Genomic DNA, 23027 nt, shown 5'->3' with positions numbered 1-23027 from the left:
GACGCCCAACGAAGTTGCACGCAGTTGCACAGCAGTCACCCGAGAGAGTCAAGCGCCCCTGAGATCAGGGCGCGAGCGGCAGCGCCATGCACGGCATCCGTGGACAGTTCCCCGAACCGGCTGACGTACATGCCCACTTCCGAAGGCTGCGTGATCTGGAGGTACCCGGAGACAAGCTCGACGTTTACCTGCGCCGAGTCGTAGATCGAGAACGCTTCGACCTGCATCGAGTGGCGCAACAATCCCCTCGGAACGATCCCCAGGCTCACGTTCGCCAAGGACGCGACGATGTTCAGGTGGGCGAGTTGGCCGGCCGCTACCTCCGGCCCGCCAAGACCGTGGTGCAGGCACGCCTCTTCGATGATGAAGGCGAACGTCCTCCCGTGGTCTCTCAGGATCGCCTGCCGTTCCATGCGGACCTGGACTGCCTCTTCCACATCGTTCACGGCAACACGACGACGTTGGGTGGCTTGTAGTACCGAACGGGTGTAGTCCCGGGTCTGGAGTAGACCGTGAAGGATGCCGGGTGTGTATGCCCGGAACCGGGTCGTTCGCTCGTACAGGGGCAGAACCATCTCCTGGGCGCGCTTGAGCCCGCTGCGCTCCATCCGCCGCCACTCGGTGAACATGGTTTCGACGGTGCGAAGACTGGCCGCCAGGTCTTCGGCCTGGCCGTCAGCGTTGCAGGCATGGCACCAGTCCCGGATGTCCTTCTCGGAGGGCGCAGTGATGGCGTTCTCGATGCGGGAGCACTTTGACTTGCTCCACCCGCAGAGGAGAGCGAGCGCAGGCCCGGTCAGGTGTGCATCCTGACGGATCTCGCGTAGCCGATCTGCTAGCGCCTTCCGGGCCTGCTGAACGCTCGATGAGCGAGAAGTACGCATCTCTTCTGGTTACTTGAGCACGTACTCTTCGTGCGGAGTCGCCCTTTGCCACACGGTCTCGAAGGCATTCTTCACGAGCCGAACGACGTCAGGCTTGGTCGTCCACTCCCGGTCCACCACATCTCCGTCGCCGGAGAAGAAGGTGAACATGATCTTGGAGTCGTCGAACATCCACAGGTCGGTTCCGGGCAGAGCGATGTCTGCCGCCAACCGGCGCGGAAGCCAGCGGACCTGCTCACCGATGGCCAGGTTCAGGAATGTCACGTGGTGCTCGTAGCGGATGTACTCCGTGACCGGCTCGGAGACGATCCGGGCCCGACGCATGACGACGCCACGGTTGATCACCTCCCCGGCGAAGGCGGTCCAGTTCTGGAACCACTCCGGGCGGTCGTCCGGGCCGTAGCGAAGACCCTCCCGATAGCGCCGGAACTGTGGGTCGTTCGGCGTGTAGCTGTCACGCATCTCCAGGTGCACGGCGGAGAACTTGGCCTCGGCCATGGCCGAGGCGATCGGGTTGGCCACGCTATTCCTTCTCGTCCTCTTGAGTCGCCAGCCGTGCGGCGAGGTCCACGACGTACTTGATCATTTCTTCCGGGAGGCGGATCACGGTCTCGTGCTCAGGCACGTCAGTCGAGTGCCCGGGAATCGAACCGACCTCGTTGCAGCGCCTCAAGTCCTCGTCGCTGGCCTTGTACGACTGGATGAGGAGGTCGCCGTTCTCCGGGTCGCGCCAGATCGTCGGCGAGTCGACCTCTGGCGTGTTGGAGATGATCCCGATGAACTGTAGGGGTTCCACGAAGCTCCCTGTGAACTCGGCAATCGTGCGTGGCTACGGGCGATCATCGTGTCGTGTGCATGTGGTGGCTGTCAGCCGTTTCGGCCGACCCGGTGAGCCCGTCGCTGATGCTGCTCTCGCTGGACGGGGAGCCCGGCGAGGTCAGCGGACAGTGACTCCGGGCCGCCCCGCCGCGCGGTGGGGCGGCCCGGCTGAACTGCGTCAGAAGTCGCCCGCCTTGATCCCGGAAACGAACGCCGCCCAGGCGTCGGCGGAGAAGCGAAGCGAGGGCCCGTTCGGATCCTTCGAGTCACGGACGGGGACGCCGTGGAAGCCGTCGGCGACCTCGATGCACTGTCCTCCATCGCCGTTGCTGTGGGTGCTCTTGCGCCAGGTGGCGGCGCTCAGGTCGGGGTCGCGCATCGTGCGAAGTCCTCCATCACTGTCTGGATCACAACCGCTGACTCGTCCGGCGGCAAGGCCGAAGCCTTGAGCAGATCGTAGGACAGGCGGAACCCTCTGACGGCCTCCGCGTCCTCCTCAAGTTGTCCCGTGTGACTGCCTTCCATGTAGGCACTCTCGGCTCCGCCGGGAAGCGTGAGTATCGTCAGCGATCCACCCATTGCCGGATGCGCCCCGGACGTGAATGGCAGCACTTGAACCACGACGTTGGGCTGTTGTGCGGCTGTCAGGAGACGGCGCAGCTGTTCCGTCATGACAGCCGGACCACCCACGGGGCGTCGCAGGACGGCTTCGTCGAGGATCAGCCAGAGGTGGGGTGGAGTGGGCCGGCCAAGGATCTTCTGGCGTTCCAGTCGGGCGGCCAGTTGCTCCTCGACGCGTTCATTCGTGTCCCACGGTCTGCCTGCGCGCAGTACGGCGCGGGCGTAGTCCTCGGTTTGCACGAGTCCCAGGACGATCTGCGCGCAATAGACCTGGATCAGGCTGGCCTGTGCTTCGAGGTCCATGTATCGGCGGTACCGGTCGGGAAACTGTTCCCGTCGAATGATCTCCCAGAGGCCTTCGAACAGTTCGCCCGTACCGAATGCGGCATCGAGTTTGCTGGACAGAGGAGGGAGCGGGAGGCGCTCCGCATTTTCGACGCCGTGAAGATGCGTCTTGCTGTAGTTGACGATCTCGGAGAGCCGGTCCAGGGACATCCCCGCGTTCGCCCGATGGCGTTTCAGCTCCTGCCCGTACAAGTGGCGTGCCGAACTCAGCGGATCGAGTTCTCGTGTTCGAGCTGCCATCTGACGTACTCCCGTTGTTCCCAAACAACATACGGAACATGACGCACAGTCAAGGATAGCGATCCTTGCGCAACCATGGAGGTGAGAGATCTCGGCGACCGCGTGAACGGTCCCGGGGTGTGGCCAACCTGGGCGAAAGCAGGCTGACATGGACGACTTCATCGAATCCCGCCTCGGTGGGCGGATCTACCGGGTGTGGATCTTTCTCCGCTACCAGCCGGGCGACTGGTGGTTCGTCCACATCAGCCAGCGGCCGGTTTCGCGTCGGCTGCGCGCGAGGCGACGCGCGCTCCGGGCGGAGCGGGCGCGGCAGGCCAGACGGGGAGCTGTCATCCGGTCGTGGGCGCGGTGACCGAGCTCAGAGCACAGCGGCACCGAGGGTGATCGAGGCCAGCACCATCAGCAGGCCCAGCGCGACAAAGCCGTACTCCAGCCGTACCCGCTCCCGCCCGTCCACCAGGACCTGCCGGGGGTCTGCTGGGTCGTAGCGCACCGGAATGTAGCCGCCGTCGGGCAGGGGGTGGCGGGCGGTGGACGGGACGGGGGAGAACACCTCGACCACCCGGCCGTCCGCGGTCTCGAACTGGAGCAGCGGCCGCGGCGGCAGCGCCCGGTCCTCCGGCGTCGCGACGCGGGACCGTACCAGGGCCGGGACCGGCACCCCGACCCGGCGCAGCCGACGCAGTTCGCGCAGCCCGACCACTCCGGCGAGGTAGGCGACCACGCCGCCCAGCGCCCCGAACACCACCACGGCGAACCCGGCCGTCCCGCCCACCGCACGCCTCCCAGCCCAAATACCAGCCCGAATGCCAGCCCCGAGACTCCCCGAACTCCCAGTATCGCCGAGGGCGGGCGGTCCTGACCCCCAGGAATGGTTCAGTCCACTGCGGGCCTGCGGCCGGAGTACCGTGGAAGGCGTCGAGGCATCACTGCCGTCGGCGGATGCCGCAGGTGTTCCCGGTGCGTGACACGGTCGGCGGCCCGGGCTTCTCAGGGTGCTCGGCCGCCGGGCGGCTGTGCACGGCCCGGGTGCGGCGGACCTGATGACCGGAGGCGCCGGTGGCGCATGCGCGTACGTTCCCGGCCGATGACGCCCGGCAGAGCCCGGTCGGGGCCGTCGGCAAGGTGACGGTGCCCATTCCGCTGGACGGTCCGGGCGAAGTGCTGGTGGCCCTGAGGGGCGGTTCGGAGGTGTTCGCGGCCTGGTGCTCGGAGCCGGTCGGCCGGGACGTCCGGGTGGTCGTGGTGGACGCGCTCTCGGCCCGCTCGGTGATCGTCGAGCTCCTGCCGTCCTAGGACGGCCCTTGAGGCGCGCGTCGCAATCCCGCAGGTCAGGTGGCCCAACAGGTCAGGTGGTCGATCATGTTCTTCTGGTACGTTCCCGCGCCCAACGAGGCGATGCTCATCTCCGGTTCCAAGCACCAGGCGCAGGACACCCAGTTCCGCATCGTCACCGGCCACGGCAGCCTGGTCCTGCCGGTCAAGCAGAAGGTCCGGATGCTCTCCCTGGCCCTCCGGGAGGCGGAGATCGCCGAGGACTGCGTCACCCAGCAGGGGATCCGGCTCACCGTGCGTGCGGTCTGCGTGTTCAAGGTCGGCGACGACGCCGTGTCGATCGCCAACGCCGCCCGCCGCTTCCTCTCCGAACAGGACCAGATGGAGGAGCTCGTCGGCCGGATCTTCGCCGGCCACCTGCGGTCGATCATCGGCGGGCTGACCGTGGAGCAGATCATCCGGGAGCGCAGCAGGGTCGCCCAGGAGGTGATGGCGGGCAGCCACGGCGAGATGGAGAAGCTGGGCATCGTGGTCGACGCGCTGCAGATCCAGGAGATCGAGGACTCGACCGGCTACATCGACAACCTGGCCGCGCCGCACGTGGCGGCGGTCGCCAGCCAGGCCCGGATCGCCCAGGCCAAGGCCGACCAGGAGGCCACCGAACGGGAGCAGCAGGCGGCCGCCCTCAAGGCCGAGTACGAGCGCGACACCGCGATCAAGCGGGCCGGCTTCCTCGCCGAGACGGAGCAGTCCAGGGCCCGCGCCGCCCAGGCGGGCCCGCTCGCCGAGGCCCGGGCCTCCCAGGACGTCATCGAGGAGCAGACCGCCCTCGCCCAGCGTCGGGCCGGGCTGGCGGCGCAGCAGTTGGAGGCGGAGGTGCGGCGCCCGGCGGACGCGGAGGCGTACCGGCAGCGGACGCTGGCCGAAGCCGCCCGTGACCGGGTGAAGTTCGAGGCGGACGGCAACGCCTACAGTGAGCGGGCGCTTGCCCAGGCCCAGGCGGACGCCAACACGGCCCGGGCGGACTCCCTGCGCGGCGGCAACCAGGAACTCATCGCCGCCAACCGGATCGTGGAGAACCTTCCGGCCCTCGCGGACGCGGCCGCCCGGGGCATGTCCGGAGCCGAACTCACCGTCCTCAACGGCAGCGACGGCGTCAACCAGATGGCGGCCGGCATCGTCAGCCAGGGCCTCGCGATCCTGCACTCCCTGCAACACTCGACGGCCGTGGCCGGCGACGGCAAGCCCGTACCCCGTCGCCCCGCGGCCTAGACGTCGGTGAGGGGGACGGTCGGGTCTGCCAGGCGGTCGGCGTCCACTTCGCGCCTGGAGACGATCAGTTCGCGGACCGGGTCCACCACGTCCCAGACGTTGACGTTCATCCCGGCGAGCACCCGGCCCCCGGAGAGCCAGAAGGCGATGAACTCCCGCCCGGCGACGTCGCCCCGGAAGACCACCCGGTCGTAGCCGCCGGGCTCGGCGTAGCCGACGTACTCCAGGCCCAGGTCGTACTGGTCCGAGAAGAAGTACGGGACCCGGTCGTAGACGGCGTCCGGCTGCCCCAGCAGGGCCCGGGCGGCGGTCTGCGGCTGGTTGAGGGCGTTGGCCCAGTGTTCGACCCGCAGGTGCCGGTCGAACAGCGGGTGGTAGGCGTTGGCGACGTCGCCGGCCGCGTAGACGTCCGGGTCGGAGGTGCGCAGGTGCTGGTCGGTCTTGACGCCGTTGTCCACCTCCAGGCCGGCGGCCTCGGCCAGTGCGGTGGCGGGGGAGATGCCGATGCCGACCACCACCGCGTCGGCCGCCAGCTCGGTGCCGTCGGCGAGCTTCACGCCGCTCACCGTGCCGTCGGCGCCGGTGAGTTCGGCGACCTGCACGCCGAAGCGCAGGTCCACGCCGTGGTCGCGGTGCAGGTCGGCGAAGACCTGGGCGACCTCGCGGCCGAGCACCCGCAGCAGCGGCAGCTCCAGCGACTCCAGGACGGTGACCTCGGCACCCGCCGCGCGGGCCGCGGCCGCCACCTCCAGGCCGATCCAGCCGGCGCCGACCACCGTGATCCGGGCGCCCGGCCGCAGCACGGCCTTGATCCGGTCGCTGTCCTCGACCCGGCGCAGGTGGAGCACGCCGTCCTGGTCCGCGCCGGGCACCGGCAGCCGGCGCGGCGCCGAGCCGGTGGTCAGCAGCAGCTTGTGGTAGCCGATCTCGCCGTCGTCGGCGAGGGTCACGGTGCGGGCGGCCGGGTCGATCGCGACGACCGGGGTGCCGAGCCGCAGCGTGACGTCGTGCTCGGCGTACCACTGCGGCGGGTGGACGTGGAGCTTCTCCCGGGCCTCCTTGCCGAGCAGGTAGCCCTTGGAGAGCGGTGGGCGCTCGTACGGGCGCTCGTGCTCCTCGCCGATCAGCACGATGCCGCCCCGGTACCCGGCCCCGCGCAGGGCCTCGGCCGCCTTGGCGCCGCCCAGGGAGGCCCCGACGATCACGATCGGCCGTTCGCTGCCCGCCATGCCCGACTCCTTGCTCTCCGTGGACGATCCGGGGTCAGCCTGCCGCCGAACGGGTGGTGTGTCGAGACCGCGCCGGGCGCGCCGCGCCGCGCTCGCCCGTACGGGTGAACGGGGGGAGTTCGACGACGGGCCTCACGGCGTCGTCGCGTCCCTGACCAGCGCGGTGTCGGTGAACTGCTCGAAGCGGACGATCCGCCCGCCGCGTACGACGAAGTGGTGGGCGACCCGTACCGCGAGCGGTCGTCCGGTGGCCTTGTGGACGGCCGTGTAGCGGGCCAGGACCACCACGTTCTCGCCGTCCACCACGTACAGGTCGTCGTGCGCCGTCCAGTTGTCCCACTCGGCGGCCAGCCGCTCCATCACATTGGCGGTGACGCCCTTCGGGGTGCGGTAGGTGCCGGCCAGCGGGAAGCCGGCCATCTCGGTCCACTCGACGTCGTCGGCGAGGGTGCTGCGCAGGGCGGCCAGGTCGCCCCGGGCGGAGGCCAGGTACTGGCGGCGCACCACGTCGGCGGGGGCGGCGGACTCGGCGAAGCCGGCGACGTCCCTGGGGATCTCGATCATCGCGCGCTCAACCCCACGCCATCTCGCCCATGGCGACCTTGGTGCCGATGTCGACGGCGATCCGCAGCCCGAGGTCCGGGAAGCGCCGTTCCAGCGCCTCCTTCGCGGCGGCGGCGTCCGCGGCCCGGCCCAACTCGGTCTCGAAGGCCCGCAGGTAGGCGCGGGTGTGGTCGAGGGCGTTGAGGTCGGTGGGCGCGTCGGCGACCCGGTGGCCGGCCGCCAGCCAGGTCGGGTGGAGGGCCTCCATGCCGTCCAACAGGTCGATCCAGGCGGCCCGTTGGGCCGCGGTCGGGGTGTCGGCCGTCCACACGTGCAGGCCCTCGAAGAGCAGCACCCCGCCGAGCACCGCGCGGTGGTGGTGCTGCCACAGGTAGTGCCGGTCGGGCAGGTGGAAGTCGGCGCCGCGCAGTTCGAACCGGTGGCCCTCGAAGACGATCTCGTCCCCGGTCAGCACCTCCGGCCGGACCAGCCGGGTCGGCAGCTCGGGGCCCAGGTGCGACCAGGCGCGCAGCTTGGGCTCGTAGGTGTCCTGGATGTGCTGGACGGTCGAGGCGGTGGCCAGGAAGCGTGCCCCGGGGAAGGCGTCCTGGAGCTCCTGGGCGCCGAAGTAGAAGTCCGGGTCGCCGTGGCTGACGAAGACGGTGGTCAGCCGCTTGCCGCTGGCGCGCACCCGCTCGACCAGCCGGCGCCCGTCGGAGCGGGTGAACCCCGCGTCCACCAGCAGCGCGTCGTTCGGTCCGGTGACCAGGACGGCGGTCTTGTTGAGCGAGCTGTCGGGGGCGTCGATGATCTCGAAGTCGAGTGCACTCATGCTTCTGGGTCCCTCCTCGGGCCGGGCACGCCTCGTCGCCAGCATCCCTGCCGGAACCGGCCCGCGCATGCCGGGAAAGCTGATCGGGTGCTCTGTGGGCGGTGCTCGGAGGACATCCCGTGCGCGTCGCCGGTCGCCCCGGCCGCGCCCCAGGAGACTGCCAGGGCCCCATCGTGTTCACGTCATGAGAGGACCGAGGTGAAGCCCAGTCAGAGACCGGCGGCCCCGACCACCGGCTGGAGACGCCGACTAGGCAAGGCGATGAGTTCCGCCCTGGCCTTGACGCTCGTACCCTTCGCCATCTCGCTCGTCGCACCCACCCAGGCCTCGGCGGCCGGCCTGCCCGGCGGGCTCGGGCCCTGCCTGGGCGCGGACTGCCCGGCCACGTTCCCCCCGGTCAACAACGGCCCCTTCGCGGGCCGCGACGCCGGGATCAACATCTTCGTCGGCGGCGACTTCAACGTCGGCGGCTCGGCCGCCGAGGCCGAGGGCCACGTGGTGACCCTCGGCAGCTTCTCCCAGAACAAGGCCGCGGGAGCCAGCTCCGGGTACAACATCGGCATCGTCGGCGTCGGCTCCCGGGTGCCCCCGCCCGACGGCGCGGACTTCCTCACCGCCGGCGGCAACGTCACCGTCGCCCCCGGCCAGCGGCTCCTGGCCGACGGCGGCGTGGTCCGCTACGCGGGCACCGCCACCGGCACCATCACCGGGACGACGGTCCAGGACGCCCAGGCCGTCACCGCCTACACGCCGCTGCGCGGCCAGCTGCAGTCCGCGAGCGAGTGCTACGCCGGGGTCGGCACGCCCCGCCCGGCCACCGGGACGGCCGTCAACCAGGGCTACCAAACCCTGTTCACCGGCGACGGCAGCTCCGCGCTCCAGGTCTTCAACGTCGACTTCGACCTGGTCGGCAACGGCGGCGGCGCCCAGGGCGTCGCCTTCGCCAACATCCCCACGAACGCCACGGTGCTGGTCAACCTCACCGGCGGCGCCCGCACCATCAACACCTTCAGCGGCAGCTTCGACGACAACGACCCGTGGAACCGGCTGCGCCCGCGTCTGCTGTGGAACTTCCCGACCGCGAGCACCGTCACCCTCACGGGCTCCGGGCAGTTCCAGGGCAGCGTGCTGGTCGGCAACCCGGCCAGCACCAGCACGATGAACCTGCCCGGCCTGAACGGGCGCTTCTTCACCACCGGTTCGCTGCTGCACAACTCCGGTTCCGGCATGACCGGCACCGAGTTCCACGCCTACCCCTTCAACGGCGACCTGCCCGACTGCGGCAGCCCGCCGATCTCGACCGCGTCGACCAGCGTGACCAAGGTCGACTCGGTGACCTCGCAGCCGCTGGCGGGTGCCACCTTCCAGCTGTGGCGGGAGACCAACGGCGTCGCCGGCCTGCAGACCACGGGCACCACCCCGGACACCAAGGTCGGTGCCCCGTGCACCACCGGTCCGGACGGCCTCTGCTCCGTCAGTGACCTGCCGCTGGGCACCTACTACTGGCAGGAGACGGCGGCCCCGCCCGGCTACGACCTGCCGCAGCAGCCGGTGACGACGGTGGTGCTGGACACCAACGGGCAGACCGTCCCGGTGACCGTCGCCGACACCAAGAGCCCGGTCGTCGAGACCGCGTCGACCAGTGTGACCAAGGTCGATTCGGCGAACTCCCAGCCGTTGGCCGGTGCGGTGTTCCAGTTGTGGCGGGAGACCAACGGCGTGCCCGGCCTGCAGACTTCGGGTGCGAACCCGGACACGGCGGTCGGCTCGCCCTGTACGACCCCGGCCTCGGGCGTCTGCTCGGCGACCGGCCTGCCGCTGGGCACGTACTACTGGCAGGAGACGGCGGCCCCGGCCGGGTACGACCTGCCGCAGCAGAACGTGACCGAGGTCGTGCTCGACACCAACGGGCAGAACGTCGGCGTGACGGTGGCCGACACCAGGACGGCGGCCCCGACCGCCTCCACGACCGTCACCAAGGTCGACTCCGCCACCGGGCAGCCGCTGGCCGGTGCGGTCTTCCAGCTGTGGCGGGAGACCAACGGCGTCGCCGGGCTGCAGACTTCGGGTGCGAACCCGGACACGGCGGTCGGCTCGCCCTGCACCACCGGGGCGGACGGCGTCTGCGCGGCGCACGGCCTGCCCCTGGGCACGTACTACTGGCAGGAGGTCTCCGCGCCCAACGGCTACGAGCTGCCCGACCTGAGCGTGACCACCGTGGTGCTGGACGCCAACGGGCAGACCGTCCCGGTGACCGTCCAGGACACCAAGACCGTCGCCCCGACCGGTTCGACCTCGGTGACGAAGGTCGATTCGGCGACCTCGCAGCCGTTGGCGGGTGCGGTGTTCCAGTTGTGGCGGGAGACCAACGGTGTGCCCGGCCTGCAGACGACCGGCGCGAACCCGGACACGGCGGTCGGTTCGCCCTGCACCACCCCGGCCTCGGGCGTCTGCTCGGCCGACGGCCTGCCGCTGGGCACGTACTACTGGCAGGAGACGGCCGCCCCGGCCGGGTACGACCTGCCGCAGCAGCCGGTGACCACGGTGGTGCTGGACACCAACGGGCAGAACGTCCCGGTCACGGTCAAGGACGCCAAGACGGTCACGCCGACCGGTTCGACCTCGGTGACGAAGGTGGACGCCGACACGGGCAAGCCGTTGGCCGGAGCCGTCTTCCAGCTGTGGCGGGAGACCAACGGTGTACCGGGCCTGCAGACCACCGGGGCCAACCCGGACACGGCCGTCGGTTCGCCCTGCGTCACGTCCGACACCGGCGTGTGCTCGGTGACGGGTCTGCCGCTGGGGACGTACTACTGGCAGGAGACGGCCGCCCCGGCCGGGTACGACCTGCCGCAGCAGCCGGTGACGACGGTGGTGCTGGACACCAACGGGCAGAACGTCCCGGTCACCGTCAAGGACCGGAAGACGGCCGCGCAGACCGGGAAGACCACCGTCACCAAGGTGGACGCCGACACGGGCAAGCCGTTGGCCGGAGCCGTCTTCCAGCTGTGGCGGGAGACCAACGGCGTGCCCGGCCTGCAGACCACCGGGGCCAACCCGGACACGGCGGTCGGCCCGCTGTGCGCGACCGACGTCAACGGCGTGTGCTCGGCGGACAACCTCCCGCTGGGGACGTACTACTGGCAGGAGGTCGTCGCTCCCCCCGGGTACGAGCTGCCGCAGGACGCGGTGTCCACGGTCGAACTGACCAAGGACTGCCCGTGCGTGGAGATCACGGTCGCGGACAGCAAGTGTCCGCCGGAGCCCTGCCCGCCGGAGCCGTGCCCGCCCGAGCCGTGCGACCCGCCGGACCACCCGTGGGGGACGAACGCCGACCGCATCCCGGTGCCCGAGGTCCACGGGGGGCGCGCCTGACGGACCGCCCCGCGCGTGAGCGCCTGACCTGACGACGTGGCCGGAGGAGCCGAGGACGGCGCCTCCGGCCACCGGCGTGCCCGGACGTCGGCTCCCGGACGGTCGGGGCCCGGGCGTCAGTGCCGGCGGTCAGTGTCCGGCGGTCAGTGTCCGGCCGTCAGTGCCTGGTCCAGAGGGTGAGGTCGCTGCTGGTGGCCACGGCCAGGGTGCGGCCGGTGGGGGAGAAGCCGGCAGTGCGGAAGGTCGACCAGGAGGAGTGGAAGACGTGCCACCAGGTCTCCCCGTGCTGCCCGCCCCGCTCGGGCGCCGTGCCGCCGACCAGCAGCACGCGGTGGTGCGGCCACTCGGGCGCCGGGACGTCGACGGACCAGCCGTCGTCCGTCCCGCTGTGCAGGCCGCCGCCCCACAGGCCGGCCACCGGGATCCGCAGGCTGGCGACCGGGCCGAGGCCGGGGCAGGAGAGGTCCGGGCCGTCCGGGTCCTCCTCCGGGTCGTACTCGCGCTCCAGCTTCTCGCCCGTCACCGCGTCGAACAGGCCGTGCCCGCTGCTGGAGACGGTCAGCACCAGGTCGTGCCCGGTGTCGGGGTGGACGGCGAAGCCGATGCCGAGCAGCCCGCCGACCGGGACGATCCCCCGGCCGACCTGCCGCCACGGCGCCGGCGGGGGGATCACCTCGGCAGCCAGGATCCGGTCGCGGAGCTGCTGCTGGAAGGGGGTCAGGACCATGCGGATGATCATCCCACCGACGGTCGGGGCGCTACTCCTCCGTACGGGACAGCCGCAGCAGCGCCAGTGCTCCGACCGCCGTGGTCACCGCCAGCCCGCCCCACAGCAGACCCGGCCCCGCGGCCAGCAGCGCCGTCAGCACCGCCGGAGCCGCCGCCCGGCCGACCCCCATCGACAGCTCCCAGCGGGCCAGCGCCCGCCCCAGCAGGTGCGGCGGCGCGATGGCCGCCACCAGGGCCGTACCGGAGCCGGTGTAGAGGATCTCGCCGAGCGTGTACAGCACGGACACCAGCACGATGCCCACCGTGCCCGGGACCCCGCCCAGCGAACCGGCCGCCCAGAAACCCAGGTACGACAGGCTCAGCGTCGCCCCCGCGGCCGCCAGCACCGACTGCCGGGAGCGCTTCGCCAACCGCAGCACCAGCGCCAGCTGCAGCGCGATCACCAGCACGGTGTTGCCCACGAACACGCCCGAGGACCAGGCCGCGGAGGCGTGCAGCTGGAGCACCAGCAGCGCGGGCAGCGCCACCTCCAGCACGTCGAAGCAGAACGCGTACGGCAGGTTGGCCAGGCTCAACAGGGTGATCCGGCGCAGCGGTTCACCGCCGTCCCCGGCCTCCCCGGCCCGCTCCGCCACCGTCTGCGGCGCCCGGACCCGCAGCGAGGCCACCAGGGCGGCGGCCAGCAGGCTGGCCGTGCCGGTCAGCCCGGCCAGCACCCGGATGGTGTCCGTCCCGCCGGCCACCGCGACCGTCGCCAGCAGGGCGCCCGCGCCCATGCCCGCGTTGCGCAGCGAGCGCCCGGCGGCCAGCGCCGCGTCCCGCAGCCGGCCCTTGGTCAGGGTGCTCACCACGGCGGTGTGGGTGGTCGGCCAGGACTGGCTGCCGATGCCGAACAGCACCGCCGCCGCGGTGAACAGCGGCAGCCCGTCCGCGGCGAGCAGGACCAGCGCGCCCGCCGCCCGCAGCAGCAGGGTGACGGCGGCGGGCAGGGTGCGGGCGCCGGTGTCGATCCAACGGCCGGTCAGCGGCACCATCACCAGTCCGGCGACCATCCCGGCCGACAGGGCCAGGCCGACCGCCCCGGCGGGCAGGTGGAGCATCCCGACGCCGTACAGCAGCAGGAACGGGCGCAGCATGCCGCCGCCCACCGCGTCGACGGCGACGGCCGCCGCGTACCGGGGGCCGCCGGCGGCGGTCAGCAGGCCCAGCAGCGCGGACGGGCCGCCCCGGCCGGTGCCGGTCGGCGGGGCGGGCGGTTCGCTGGTGGGGACGGAGGCGGTGTCGTGGCCGGACTTCTCCTGGATCGGGCTCATGGCCGGTACGGTCCGCCCAGGTGGCGCCGCGTGTCGCGTGGATTGACGGTTAGCGTCAATCGGCGTGGGAGGGGGCGCCGCGGGATGACAGGATTTGATCGTGAGTGTGACCATCGACATCACCGGCCTGCCCGAGGAGCGCCTGCTCTTCGCGCCCTCGCCGCTCGCCGAGCTGAACGCCATGCTGCACGTGCTCGCCGAGCCCGCGCACCATCCGGCGTTGCAGGGCTGGGCGGCCTCCACCACCACGGCGATCCCGCCGGAGCTGTCCGAGCGGCTGCTGGAGGCGGACTTCCTCTGGCGGTCCTCGCGGGCCGACTTCCTGGTGCCCGGTCAGCCCGCCGCCACCCTCGCCGAGGAGCTCGACGCCGTCGACCGGGTCGACGACGAGCTGTACGTGACCGCGGCCCTGATCACCACCTGCGGCTCCTCCCGGCTCAACCGGCGGACGGCCTCCCCGCTCAGCGACCCCGCCGCCAACGAGCGCGCCCGCGAGCTGGCCCTCGCCCGCGGCCCCCGGCAGGCGGCCTTCGCGGACCGGCTGCTCGCCGACCCGCCCGCCGTCCGGGCGCTGGTGCGCCGGATGCTGGAGGACTGCGAGTCGGCGTTCTTCGCCGACGCCTGGCAGCGGGTCCTGCCCGGGCTGGCCGCGGACTCCCGGCACAAGGCCGACCTGCTCGCCCGCCGCGGCCTGGCCGAGGCCATCGGCGCGCTGTCGCCGTCCGTCGGCCTGGACGAGAGCGGCGGGCGGCGGCGGATCGTCATCGACAAGCTCCAGGACTCCGGCACCAGCGGCACCGACGGCAACGGGGTCACCTTCATCCCCACCGCCTTCGGCCGCCCCCACCTGCTGGCGGTGCACGCCCCGGGCTGGCGGCCGGTCCTGCAGTACCCGGTGGCCGAGGCCGGGCTGCCCGAGCCGGTCTCGCTCGCGCTGGTCCAGCAGCGGCTGGAGGCGCTCGCCCACCCGATCCGGCTGCGGCTGGCCCGCACCATCGCCCGCGGCCCGCACACCACCGGCGAACTCGCCGCGGCCTGGCAGTTGAGCGCCCCCGAGGTGTCCCGCCACCTGGCGGTGCTGCGCAAGGCCGGGCTGCTGGTCACCGAGCGGCGTGGGCGGTACATGCTCTACCAGCTGGACCTGTCCGGCAGCGCCCGGCTCGGCGCGGACTTCCTGGAGGCGGTGCTGCGGTGAGCGGGCCGTACGTGGACGAGGGGAACGGCGGGAACAGCGGGCGGCCGGAACACGTTCGTCCGGTCATGACCGACGACGCTCCTGAGATCCTCCGCTACGCCGCCTTCGCGATCCGCCCCGAGGGCGGCAACCCCGCCGGCGTGGTGCTCGACGCCACCGGACTGACCGCCGAGCGGATGCTCGCCGTCGCCGCCGAGGTCGGGTACTCCGAGACCGCCTTCCTGACCCCGGGCAGTGAGCAGGGCGCCTACCACGTGCGGTATTTCAGCCCGCTGCTGGAGGTGCCGTTCTGCGGGCACGCGACGGTGGCCGCCGCCGTCGCGGTCGCCGAGCGGTCCGGCCCGGGCCGCTACGTGTTCGGCACGGCGGCCGGGGACGTCCCTGTCGAGGTCGAGCGCGGCGCCGACGGCCTGCGGGCGACGCTCACCAGTGTCGAGCCGAAGGTCGAGGAGGTGCCGGCGGCGGACGTCGAGGAGGCGCTCGCGCTGCTCGGCTGGTCGGCCGCCGACCTGGACCCGGCGCTGCCGCCGCGGATCGGCTACGCGGGCGCCCGGCACCTGGTGCTGGCCGCCGGCACCCGCTCCCGACTGGCCCGGCTGGACTACGACTTCGACGGGCTGGCCGCGTTCATGAACGCCCGCGACCTGGTCACCCTGCAGCTGGTCTGGCGCGAGGCCCCCGAGGTCTTCCACGTCCGCGACCCGTTCCCGGTCGGCGGCGTGGTCGAGGACCCGGCCACCGGCGCGGCCGCGGCCGCCTTCGGTGCCTACCTGCGCGAGCTGGGCGCGGTGACCGCCCCGGCCGTGCTGACCCTGCACCAGGGCGAGGACCTCGGGCGCCCGGGCGTGCTGCGGGTCGAACTGCGGGCGGAGGACACCCGGGTGCGGGTCTCCGGCACGGCGGTGGCGATCCCGTAGTGCCTCGGCGCCGAGGGGGAGGGGAGAGGTCCTCCCCCTCGGCGCCTCGGCTCAGGACCGGGCGGCGAGCAGCGCGGCCAGGCCGTCCAGGCCCCGGTCGACGGTCGCCGGGTCCACCTGGCTGACGGAGAGCCGCAGTTGGCGCTCCCCGCCCGCACCGGGGTAGAAGTGGGACATCGGCGTCCAGATCACCCCGTACCGCGAGGCGGAGAGCTCCAGCAGGGCGTCGTCCACCACGCACGGCACCGTGAGCACCAGGAAGAAGCCGCCGCGCGGCTCGTTCCAGGTCACCCCGCCGCCCGGCGGGAAGCGCCGGGCCAGGCCCGCCAGCACCAGGGCGAGGTTGCGCCGGTAGAGCGCGGCGACCTCGGTGTTGGCGGCCCGCAGGCTGTGGCCGTGTTCGAGCAGCGCGCCGCCGATCACGGCCTGGGCGATCGGCGAGGTGTTCACCGTGGTCATGCTCTTGACCATGCCGAGCAGGTCGGCCAGCAGGACGCTGCCGCCCGCGCCGTCCGCCACCAGCTGGTCCGCGACCACGTAGCCGACCCGGGCGCCCGGGAGGGCCGTCTTGGCGAAGGACCCGAGGTGGACCACCCGCCGTGCGGTGTCCAGCGCCTTGAGCGAGGGCAGCCGCTCCTCGCCCGCGAACACGCAGTACGGGTTGTCCTCCAGGACCAGGAAGTCCTCCTCGGCGGCCAGCTCCAGCAGCTCCCGGCGCAGGTCCAGCGGCAGGCTGGCGCCGCTCGGGTTGGCCACGTCCGGGACCAGGTAGAGCGCCCGGGGGCGCAGTCCCTCGGCCCGGGCGTCGGCCAGCTGCCGGCGCAGGTCGGCGAGGTCGAGCCCGTCCGGGCCGTCGGCCACCGGCCGCACCGGCAGGTCCGCCAGCAGGGCGGCGCCGGTCAGCCCGACGTAGGTGGGCGAGACGGCCAGCACCACGTCCTCGGGGCCGCGGCGCAGCGCCCGCAGCACCAGGAACATCGCCTCCTGGCAGCCGACCGTCACCACGATCGACTCGGCGGGCACCTCGATGCCCTCGTCCACCGAGAGGTGCGCGGCGATCAGCTCGTGGATGATCCCCTTGGTCCGCCCGTACTGGAGCACCTGGCGCCGGGCCTGCTCCTCGGACAGGCCGCGCTCGCCGCGCAGGTGCGCGGTGTAGCGGTCCACGTACCGGTGGACGGCGTCCAGGTCGAAGAACTGCTCGGCCGGGCGGCCGGCCGCGAAGGAGACCGCCTCCGGGTAGCGGATGGAGATCTCGTTGAGCAGGTTCATCGAGGTCATCGCCGGGTCGGCGAGGGAGGGGTGCAGGTCGGTCAGCCGCAGCTCGTGCGGCGGGGCGGTGACGGTCACGGGGCACTCCAGGCGGGGCAGGGCAGGGGGGTGGTGCGCAGCTCGGCGGCGGCGGTCAGGTCGGCGCAGCCGGCCAGGCCGAGGGCGTGGCGAAGCTCGGCGGCCAGCAGCTCCAGCACCCGGGCGCAGCCCGGTTCGCCGGCGGCCGCCAGGCCCCAGATCGCCGGGCGGCCGAGCAGCACCCCGGACGCCCCGAGGGCCAGCGCGGTGAGCACGTCCGCGCCGCCGCGCACCCCGCTGTCCAGCAGCACCTGGCAGCCGCGCCCGGCCAGCGCCTCGGCGACGGCCGGCAGGGCCGTCAACGAGGGCACCGCCCGGTCGAGTTGGCGGCCGCCGTGGTTGGAGACCACCACCGCGGAGGCGCCCAGCTCGGCGGCCCGCAGGGCGTCCGACGGGTCGAGCACCCCCTTGACCACCAGCGGCAGCCGGGTGTGCTCGCGCAGCCAGCCGAGGTCCGCCCAGGTGACGGCGGGGGAGAGCAGCTCGGCGGTGTGCGCGGCCACCGCCGAGACCTCGGCGGTGCTCCGGTGCGCCCGCCCGGCGGCGCCGCCCTCCAGCAGTGCCGCGCGGACGTCCCCGGGCAGGGCGAAGGCGTTGCGGGCGTCGCGCAGCCGGCGGCCCATGTACGGCACGTCGGCGGTGACGACCAGGCACTCGCTGCCCGCCGCCTCGGCCGCCGCGACCAGGTCGAGCAGCCGGGCCCGGTCGCGCAGCCAGTACAGCTGGAACCAGAGCGTGGCCCCGGTCGCGGCCAGCTCCTCGAAGCCGACGCTGCTGAGCGTGCCGACGGTGAACGGCACCCCCGCCGCGGCGGCCGCCCGGGCCGAGGCGAGTTCCCCCTCGGGGTGGAACAGCCGGTGGTAGGCGATCGGCGCCACCGCCACCGGCAGGGCCGAGCGGCTGGCCACCAGGGTCGCGGAGGTGTCGCAGGCGGAGACGTCGGCGAGCACCCGGGGCACCACGGCCTGCCGGTCGAAGGCCGCCCGGTTGGCGGCCAGGGTGCGCTCCTGCTCCGCACCGCCGGCCAGCCAGTCCCAGACCGGGGCGCTCAGCGCGGCCCGGGCCACCCGCTCGTACTCGGCCACGGACAGCGGCTGCCGCGGCGCGGCGGTGCCCGCGCCCGGCGGGGTCAGGACCGGCGCGCTCATCCGGATACTTCGCTGGCGTTGCGCTGGAGTTCGACGGCCTCGTAGAGGGCGCGGATGTTGTTGCTGCCGAAGTTGCGGGCCCGGATGCGCTCGATCACCTCGAAGAAGAAGGTGCCGCGGGGGTGCTGGGAGCGGGTGAAGATCTGGAACAGCTGGCCGTCGTGGTCCTGGTCGACCAGCAGGTTCAGCTCGCGCAGCTGGTCGAAGGAGTGCCGCAGCGGGGTCAGCCGGGCGGGCAGGGCGTCGAAGTAGGTGCTCGGGGTGCGCAGGAAGGGCACGCCGCGGGCGGCCATGGTGGAGACGGAGTGGACGGCGTCCTGGGAGGAGAAGGCCACGTGCTGGACCCCGGCGCCGCCGTGGTCGGCGAGGAAGGAGGCGATCTGGCCGCCGGCGTCCGGGGTGAGCGGCTCGATCAGGGTGAGGGTGACGCTGTGGTCGGGGCTCTGCACGACCATCGAGTCCATGCCGAGGGCGCCGACCTCGATCCGCTCCTCGAAGACCATCCGGAAGCCGAAGACCTCCTGGTAGTGCCGGACGGTCGCGCGCAGTTCGCCGGAGGGGACGCAGACCGCGAAGTGGTCGACGGAGCGCAGGCCCACCTCCGCGGCGCCGGTCACGGGCGGTGCGTCGGGCAGGCCGGGGATCCGGTCGGCGGGAACGTCCGGGTCCCGCTCGATCAGGGTGTGCACCACGTCGCCGAAGGCGCCGACCACGGCGGTGACACAGCCGTCCGCGGCCTGCGGCGGGCGCAGCCCGTCGGCGCCCCGCCCGGTCAGCGCGCGGTAGGCGGCGGTGGCGTCCGGGACCCGCAGGGCCAGTGCGGCCACGCCGTCCTCGTGCCGGGCCAGGTAGGCGGTGGCCGGGTGGCCGGCGGCCAGCGGCTGGGTGAGCAGCAGCCGGATCGCGGCCTGGCCGAGCAGGGCGGAGACGCAGCGCTCGGCGCTCGCGCCGCGCTCGGTGGGCGGGACGAGCAGGTCGAAGCCGTACTCGGCGGTCAGCCGGGCGACGTCGGCGGCGAGGTCGGTGACGTAGAACTCGACGTGGTCCAGGGCGAGTTCGAGTGGCTCCCCGGTGTCGGTGGTGAGGTCGGTGAGGTCGGTGGGAAGCTCGGGAGAGGAACGGTCGGGCATCTGAGGGGCTCTCTCGTGAGGAGTGCGCGGAGGCCCGCCCCGGCGGCGGTGCGGTGCGGCAGGGCCGCCGCCGGGGCGGGCCGGTGGCGTGGTGCGGGCCTGGGTGGTGCGGGGACGGGAGGTGTGGGACGGTCAGGTGGACTGGAGACGGGGGGCGGGCTCGGTCTCCTCGGCCTGGGCCTGGGCCGGGGTGAGCTCTCCGGCGGGCTGCTCCGCCGACTCCACCTCGTCCTCGTCGTCCTCGATCGCCGCGTCGGGCTTGCCCAGCAGGTAGAGGCCGGACAGCAGCGCGCCGATCACCATGGCGACCAGCACCGTGCGGAAGTCCAGCGCGGCCACCAGGCCGGCGCCGACGCCGATGGCGATCGCCTGCGGGGCGGTGAGGGCGAGGTTGACGGCCGCCTGGGTGCGGCCCATCAGCTGCGGCGGGGTCAGCGACTGGGCGGCGGTGGCCAGGCCGACCACGCCGGCCGGCATGCCGGCCCCGGCGATCAGCAGACCGGCCGCCACCACCCACACCGAGGGCGCCAGCAGCAGCAGGGCGCCGACCCCGAAGGTGGCCGAGCCGAGCATGACGGTCCTGCGGGGGCCGAGCTTGCCGATCAGGACGCCGCCCAGCACCGAGCCGCCGAGCGCCCCGACCGCCTCCACCGTCTCCAGCACGCCCAGGAACTGCGGCGAGCGGCCCAGTCCGTGCTGGATGAGCGAGAACAGCACCGGCTGGAGGAAGCTGAGCACGGTCGCGGTGGCGGTGGTCGCGATCAGCAGCGGCAGCAGCGAGGCGGTGGAGCGCAGGTGCTGGAAGCCCGCCAGTACCTCGGTGCGCCAGTGCCGCCCGGACGGCTCCGGCTTGGACTCGGGCACCCGCAGCGCCAGGAAGGCGAGCGCGGCCGCGAGCAGGATGCCGATGTCGACCAGGGCGACGGCCCGGCCGCCGAGCCACCCGTACAGGCCGGAGCCGACCAGCGGCGCGACCAGGGTGGTGCCGGCCCGCATGGTCTGGGTGAACCCGACGGCCGCGCCGAAGTCCTGACGCTCCGTCAGGATGGTGCGCAGCATCGCGCTCTGGGCCGGGGTGAGGACGGCCCCGGCCAGCCCGTAGAGCACCGCGGTGCCGTAGATGATCCACAGGTGGCCGCGGCCGTCGACCAGCAGCAGCGGCGAAACCGCCACCGCCAGACCGAGGTTGACCGCGACCAGCAGCGGCCGTCGGCGGACCCGGTCGGCGACCAGGCCGCCGAGCGGCAGCAGCAGCATCGGGACGGCGTAGCAGAACATGACCAGACCGGCCGCCGAGCTGCTCCCCGTCAGGACCTTGGCCCAGATGCCGAGGGCGATGAAGAGCGCGCTGTCCCCGAGGACGGACAGCGTCTGTCCCGCGATGTAGAGCCGGAACTCCGGCCGCGCCAGAAGTGGGTGCATGTCCTGTCCTGTCCTTGACTGCTGCGTGTGCGGTGGGTGGTGCGGGTCCAGCGGGTCCAGCGGGTCTGGCAGGCCTAGGGCCTGTCCGGCGGATCTTGCCAGGCGCGCGACGCCGGGCATCCCGCCTGGACGCACGCCCGAATCGCCCAAGTACGTCCAGTACGAGGCCGACTCGGGCGCACGCCCAGCCGGGCGCCCAACGCCGCGCGCTGATCTGCCAAGATCCGCCGGACAGGCCCTAGCGGGGCGGTGCGCCGGCGGCCCGGTGGGCGCGGGTGAAGCCCTCGATCACGGCGTCGACGGCGTCCTTCTCGCCGACGGCGATCCGGATGCCCTGGCCCGGGTAGAAGCGGACGGCCACCCCGAGCCGCTCCAGCTCCGCCTTGACCGGGAGCTGCTCCTCGGGTGAAGGTGCCGTCACCCAGAGGAAGTTGGTCAGGCTCGGCGGCACCGACCGGCCCAGGGCGAGCAGTTCGGCCCGCAGCCGGTCGCGTTCGGCGGCGATCTCGGCGATCCGCCGGTCCACCTCGTCCTGGGCGGCGACGGCGGCCAGCAGGCCTGCCTCCTGGAGCCGGTTCACCGCGTACGGCACCTGGACGTCGCGCACCCGCTGGGCCACCGACTCCTCGGCGACGGCGTAGCCGATCCGCAGCGCGGCGAGGCCGTGCGACTTGGAGAGGGTGCGCAGCACCACCAGGTTGGGCCACTCGGCGATCCGGTCGGGCACCGCCGGGGCGGCCCAGCCCCGGGCGAAGTCGACGTAGGCCTCGTCCAGCAGGATCAGCGCGGTGGCCGGCACCTTGCGGAAGAAGTCGGTCAGTTCCGCCCAGGAGTAGACCGTGCCGGTCGGGTTGTGCGGGTTGCACAGCACGATGATCCGGGTGCGCCCGTCCACCCGGCCGGCCATCGCGGCCAGGTCGTGCCGGGCGTCCGGGCCGAGCGGGACGGACCGGGACTCGGCGCCGGCGATCGCGCAGAACAGCGGGTACGCGTCGAAGCAGGGGTCCGAGTGCACCACGTTGTCGCCGGGGCGGACGACGGAATGGAAGAGGTCCAGGGCGACGCCGGCCGAGCCGTGGCCGACCACGACCTGCGCGGCCGGGACGTCCTGCCAGTCGGCGATGATCCGGGCGAAGCGCTCCGGGCGGAAGTCCGGGTAGCGGTTCAGGTCGCCGACCGCCCCCGCCAGGGCGGTCAGCACGGACGGCAGCGGCGGGTACGGGTGCTCGTTCTGGGCCAGCAGGTGTGCGGCCCCGGCTGCGGCGGCCATCAGTCGGCCTGGAGGACGTAGAGCCAGCTGTGCGGGGTGGCCAGCGCCTCGACCCGGTCGATCCGCAGCCCGGCGTCGGTGAACAGCTGCTCGTAGGTCTCCTTGGTGTGCAGCGGCACGCCCATCATCGCGTGGGCCAGTTCGAAGCCGACCGAGAAGACCGGCATCGCGCTCTGGGACTCGCCCGGGCCGCGCAGCATGGTGTCGCCGAGCACGAAGGTGCGGGCCTTGGGGAAGGCCTCGCGCATCCGGGTGAAGATCGAGGAGCGGGTACTCGGGTCGGCGAGCAGGTCGTGCAGCAGGAAGAAGCTCATCACGGTGTCGACCTCGGCCACCTCGGCGGCCTCGGCGTCGTTGTCGATCTGGGTGCCGAGCAGGCCCAGCACGTCGGCCCGGACGGCGGTGACCCGGTCCTGCATCCCGGCGGCGGCGATGTCGGCGCGGGCGATGTCGGTGGCCGGGCGGCTGATGTCGATGCCCAGGCCGCGGCTGCCCTCGCGCTGGGAGACCACCCGGCGCACCCGGGCGGAGGTGCCGCTGCCCAGGTCGGCGATGGTGCGGAAGTCGATGCCGGAGAGCACGTCGGTGAGCTGCGCGGCGAACATCGACTGGTCGCACTGGGCGGAGCCGAGGGCGACCATCGCCTCGTCGCGGTACACGTCCTGGTTGTAGTGGTGCGAGCCGGTGCTCAGGTGCCCGGCGCGGCCGAACACGTCGTGGTAGCCGCCGACCGCCCAGGTGAAGTAGCCGCGGGCGGCGGCGATCTCGATGCCCGCCTCGGTGGGCAGGTAGCCGGCGCCGTCGGCCTTGAGGTAGCCGTAGTCGGCGGCGGCGCGCAGCACGGCCTCGGTGCGGGCGGTGTCGCCGCGCTGGGAGGTGGCCGTGGCGGCGGACAGCGCCTCGCCGCGGCCGATCTGCTCCAGCACGCCGATCCGGTCCAGCGCGAAGATCACGTTGGCGGCGATGAAGCCGTTGTAGGCGTCGGTCGACGAGATCGGCGCCGGGGTGACGCCGCGCCAGGTGTCGGGGATGACGGCAGTCTGCATCGGTGTGTCCATTCCTCGTGTGGGCCGGGTCGCGGCCGCTTGGCGTGGTGGTGCGGGGGGTGTCGCGGTGGT

23 protein-coding genes are annotated in these 23027 nt (G+C 72.9%); 6 read left to right on the top strand and 17 right to left on the bottom strand.

Annotated elements, in window-relative coordinates:
• Positions 1–35: 35 nt before the first annotated feature.
• The 5 genes from ACFY2K_RS21770 to ACFY2K_RS21750 form a co-directional block, all read right to left on the bottom strand.
• The gene (locus ACFY2K_RS21770; protein WP_380397186.1) at positions 36–884 is read right to left on the bottom strand and encodes a helix-turn-helix domain-containing protein; all 849 of its coding nucleotides are present in this window, start codon (positions 882–884) and stop codon (positions 36–38) included.
• A gap of 9 nt (positions 885–893) precedes the next feature.
• Positions 894–1406, bottom strand: a complete 513-nt coding sequence (locus ACFY2K_RS21765; RefSeq protein WP_387713278.1) for a DUF6879 family protein — start codon at positions 1404–1406, stop codon at positions 894–896.
• A 1-nt stretch (position 1407) separates the two neighbouring features.
• The gene (locus ACFY2K_RS21760) at positions 1408–1680 is read right to left on the bottom strand and encodes a hypothetical protein (protein ID WP_380642255.1); all 273 of its coding nucleotides are present in this window, start codon (positions 1678–1680) and stop codon (positions 1408–1410) included.
• 201 nt (positions 1681–1881) lie between these two features.
• Positions 1882–2082: a DUF397 domain-containing protein gene (locus ACFY2K_RS21755; protein ID WP_380522704.1), complete on the bottom strand. Its 201-nt coding sequence runs from the start codon at positions 2080–2082 to the stop codon at positions 1882–1884.
• Entirely contained in the window at positions 2064–2909 is an 846-nt protein-coding gene (locus tag ACFY2K_RS21750; RefSeq protein ID WP_380522703.1) for a helix-turn-helix transcriptional regulator, read from the bottom strand. The genes ACFY2K_RS21755 and ACFY2K_RS21750 overlap by 19 nt, the downstream gene beginning before the upstream one ends.
• A 148-nt stretch (positions 2910–3057) precedes the next feature.
• On the opposite strand from ACFY2K_RS21750, the gene ACFY2K_RS21745 reads away from it, so the two are divergent.
• Positions 3058–3261: a hypothetical protein gene (locus ACFY2K_RS21745; RefSeq protein ID WP_375891691.1), complete on the top strand. Its 204-nt coding sequence runs from the start codon at positions 3058–3060 to the stop codon at positions 3259–3261.
• Positions 3262–3267: 6 nt separating this feature from the next.
• Here ACFY2K_RS21745 and ACFY2K_RS21740 read toward each other — a convergent pair whose 3' ends face one another.
• Positions 3268–3684 carry a DUF3592 domain-containing protein gene (locus tag ACFY2K_RS21740; protein ID WP_380397197.1) on the bottom strand — a complete coding sequence of 139 codons (417 nt, stop codon included), beginning with the start codon at positions 3682–3684 and terminating at the stop codon, positions 3268–3270.
• A gap of 284 nt (positions 3685–3968) precedes the next feature.
• Between ACFY2K_RS21740 and ACFY2K_RS21735 the strand changes: the two genes are divergently transcribed.
• The gene (locus ACFY2K_RS21735) at positions 3969–4205 is read left to right on the top strand and encodes a hypothetical protein (protein WP_380522702.1); all 237 of its coding nucleotides are present in this window, start codon (positions 3969–3971) and stop codon (positions 4203–4205) included.
• 66 nt (positions 4206–4271) lie between these two features.
• Positions 4272–5456, top strand: a complete 1185-nt coding sequence (locus ACFY2K_RS21730; RefSeq protein WP_380642251.1) for an SPFH domain-containing protein — start codon at positions 4272–4274, stop codon at positions 5454–5456.
• On the opposite strand, the gene ACFY2K_RS21725 is transcribed toward ACFY2K_RS21730, so the two are convergent.
• The 3 genes from ACFY2K_RS21725 to ACFY2K_RS21715 form a co-directional block, all read right to left on the bottom strand.
• The gene (locus tag ACFY2K_RS21725; RefSeq protein ID WP_387713271.1) at positions 5453–6685 is read right to left on the bottom strand and encodes an NAD(P)/FAD-dependent oxidoreductase; all 1233 of its coding nucleotides are present in this window, start codon (positions 6683–6685) and stop codon (positions 5453–5455) included. The genes ACFY2K_RS21730 and ACFY2K_RS21725 overlap by 4 nt on opposite strands.
• Positions 6686–6817: 132 nt before the next feature.
• On the bottom strand, positions 6818–7249 hold the full coding sequence (locus ACFY2K_RS21720; protein ID WP_380522699.1) for a nuclear transport factor 2 family protein: 432 nt from the start codon (positions 7247–7249) through the stop codon (positions 6818–6820).
• Between the two features lie 7 nt (positions 7250–7256).
• Positions 7257–8060 carry an MBL fold metallo-hydrolase gene (locus tag ACFY2K_RS21715; RefSeq protein WP_387713268.1) on the bottom strand — a complete coding sequence of 268 codons (804 nt, stop codon included), beginning with the start codon at positions 8058–8060 and terminating at the stop codon, positions 7257–7259.
• Positions 8061–8339: 279 nt separating this feature from the next.
• Here ACFY2K_RS21715 and ACFY2K_RS21710 point away from each other — a divergent pair, with 279 nt between their 5' ends.
• A complete protein-coding gene (locus tag ACFY2K_RS21710; RefSeq protein WP_387713265.1) occupies positions 8340–11435 on the top strand; it encodes a SpaA isopeptide-forming pilin-related protein in 3096 nt (1031 codons plus the stop codon).
• A gap of 157 nt (positions 11436–11592) precedes the next feature.
• Here ACFY2K_RS21710 and ACFY2K_RS21705 read toward each other — a convergent pair whose 3' ends face one another.
• Together ACFY2K_RS21705 and ACFY2K_RS21700 are read right to left on the bottom strand one after the other, a co-directional pair.
• A complete protein-coding gene (locus ACFY2K_RS21705; RefSeq protein WP_380522696.1) occupies positions 11593–12174 on the bottom strand; it encodes a hypothetical protein in 582 nt (193 codons plus the stop codon).
• Between the two features lie 19 nt (positions 12175–12193).
• A complete protein-coding gene (locus ACFY2K_RS21700; RefSeq protein ID WP_387713262.1) occupies positions 12194–13477 on the bottom strand; it encodes an MFS transporter in 1284 nt (427 codons plus the stop codon).
• A 100-nt stretch (positions 13478–13577) separates the two neighbouring features.
• Here ACFY2K_RS21700 and ACFY2K_RS21695 point away from each other — a divergent pair, with 100 nt between their 5' ends.
• Positions 13578–14672 carry a DUF5937 family protein gene (locus ACFY2K_RS21695; protein WP_375891674.1) on the top strand — a complete coding sequence of 365 codons (1095 nt, stop codon included), beginning with the start codon at positions 13578–13580 and terminating at the stop codon, positions 14670–14672.
• Between the two features lie 65 nt (positions 14673–14737).
• Positions 14738–15589: a PhzF family phenazine biosynthesis protein gene (locus ACFY2K_RS21690; protein WP_380522694.1), complete on the top strand. Its 852-nt coding sequence runs from the start codon at positions 14738–14740 to the stop codon at positions 15587–15589.
• A gap of 51 nt (positions 15590–15640) precedes the next feature.
• Here ACFY2K_RS21690 and ACFY2K_RS21685 read toward each other — a convergent pair whose 3' ends face one another.
• The 6 genes from ACFY2K_RS21685 to ACFY2K_RS21660 form a co-directional block, all read right to left on the bottom strand.
• Entirely contained in the window at positions 15641–16870 is a 1230-nt protein-coding gene (locus ACFY2K_RS21685) for a PLP-dependent aminotransferase family protein (RefSeq protein ID WP_387713329.1), read from the bottom strand.
• 65 nt (positions 16871–16935) lie between these two features.
• Positions 16936–18087 (bottom strand): alpha-hydroxy acid oxidase, encoded by a 1152-nt coding sequence (locus ACFY2K_RS21680; RefSeq protein ID WP_387713258.1) that lies wholly within the window; start codon positions 18085–18087, stop codon positions 16936–16938.
• Positions 18084–19217, bottom strand: coding sequence for a 4-hydroxyphenylpyruvate dioxygenase (hppD, locus tag ACFY2K_RS21675; RefSeq protein ID WP_380522692.1), 1134 nt, complete (start codon positions 19215–19217; stop codon positions 18084–18086). The genes ACFY2K_RS21680 and hppD overlap by 4 nt, the downstream gene beginning before the upstream one ends.
• 132 nt (positions 19218–19349) lie before the next feature.
• A complete protein-coding gene (locus ACFY2K_RS21670; RefSeq protein ID WP_387713255.1) occupies positions 19350–20639 on the bottom strand; it encodes an MFS transporter in 1290 nt (429 codons plus the stop codon).
• Positions 20640–20877: 238 nt separating this feature from the next.
• Entirely contained in the window at positions 20878–21909 is a 1032-nt protein-coding gene (locus tag ACFY2K_RS21665) for an aminotransferase class I/II-fold pyridoxal phosphate-dependent enzyme (RefSeq protein WP_387713252.1), read from the bottom strand.
• Positions 21909–22955: an SAM-dependent methyltransferase gene (locus ACFY2K_RS21660; protein ID WP_375891663.1), complete on the bottom strand. Its 1047-nt coding sequence runs from the start codon at positions 22953–22955 to the stop codon at positions 21909–21911. The genes ACFY2K_RS21665 and ACFY2K_RS21660 overlap by 1 nt, the downstream gene beginning before the upstream one ends.
• Positions 22956–23027 lie beyond the last annotated feature (72 nt).

The organism is Kitasatospora sp. NPDC001309 (assembly GCF_042896295.1).
Classification (GTDB): domain Bacteria; phylum Actinomycetota; class Actinomycetes; order Streptomycetales; family Streptomycetaceae; genus Kitasatospora.
The sequence above is the reverse complement of the archived record's forward strand: the minus strand, read 5'-3'. Positions and strand labels throughout refer to the sequence as shown.

Bases quoted from the DNA above. Each gene is read 5' to 3' on its own strand.
- ACFY2K_RS21770 (WP_380397186.1), bottom strand. From the start codon at position 884: ATGCGTACTTCTCGCTCATCGAGCGTTCAGCAGGCCCGGAAGGCGCTA.
- ACFY2K_RS21755 (WP_380522704.1), bottom strand. From the start codon at position 2,082: ATGCGCGACCCCGACCTGAGCGCCGCCACCTGGCGCAAGAGCACCCAC.
- ACFY2K_RS21750 (WP_380522703.1), bottom strand. From the start codon at position 2,909: ATGGCAGCTCGAACACGAGAACTCGATCCGCTGAGTTCGGCACGCCAC.
- ACFY2K_RS21745 (WP_375891691.1), top strand. From the start codon at position 3,058: ATGGACGACTTCATCGAATCCCGCCTCGGTGGGCGGATCTACCGGGTG.
- ACFY2K_RS21730 (WP_380642251.1), top strand. From the start codon at position 4,272: ATGTTCTTCTGGTACGTTCCCGCGCCCAACGAGGCGATGCTCATCTCC.
- ACFY2K_RS21725 (WP_387713271.1), bottom strand. From the start codon at position 6,685: ATGGCGGGCAGCGAACGGCCGATCGTGATCGTCGGGGCCTCCCTGGGC.
- ACFY2K_RS21720 (WP_380522699.1), bottom strand. From the start codon at position 7,249: ATGATCGAGATCCCCAGGGACGTCGCCGGCTTCGCCGAGTCCGCCGCC.
- ACFY2K_RS21715 (WP_387713268.1), bottom strand. From the start codon at position 8,060: ATGAGTGCACTCGACTTCGAGATCATCGACGCCCCCGACAGCTCGCTC.
- ACFY2K_RS21705 (WP_380522696.1), bottom strand. From the start codon at position 12,174: ATGATCATCCGCATGGTCCTGACCCCCTTCCAGCAGCAGCTCCGCGAC.
- ACFY2K_RS21700 (WP_387713262.1), bottom strand. From the start codon at position 13,477: ATGAGCCCGATCCAGGAGAAGTCCGGCCACGACACCGCCTCCGTCCCC.
- ACFY2K_RS21690 (WP_380522694.1), top strand. From the start codon at position 14,738: ATGACCGACGACGCTCCTGAGATCCTCCGCTACGCCGCCTTCGCGATC.
- ACFY2K_RS21685 (WP_387713329.1), bottom strand. From the start codon at position 16,870: ATGACCTCGATGAACCTGCTCAACGAGATCTCCATCCGCTACCCGGAG.
- ACFY2K_RS21680 (WP_387713258.1), bottom strand. From the start codon at position 18,087: ATGAGCGCGCCGGTCCTGACCCCGCCGGGCGCGGGCACCGCCGCGCCG.
- hppD (WP_380522692.1), bottom strand. From the start codon at position 19,217: ATGCCCGACCGTTCCTCTCCCGAGCTTCCCACCGACCTCACCGACCTC.
- ACFY2K_RS21670 (WP_387713255.1), bottom strand. From the start codon at position 20,639: ATGCACCCACTTCTGGCGCGGCCGGAGTTCCGGCTCTACATCGCGGGA.
- ACFY2K_RS21665 (WP_387713252.1), bottom strand. From the start codon at position 21,909: ATGGCCGCCGCAGCCGGGGCCGCACACCTGCTGGCCCAGAACGAGCAC.
- ACFY2K_RS21660 (WP_375891663.1), bottom strand. From the start codon at position 22,955: ATGCAGACTGCCGTCATCCCCGACACCTGGCGCGGCGTCACCCCGGCG.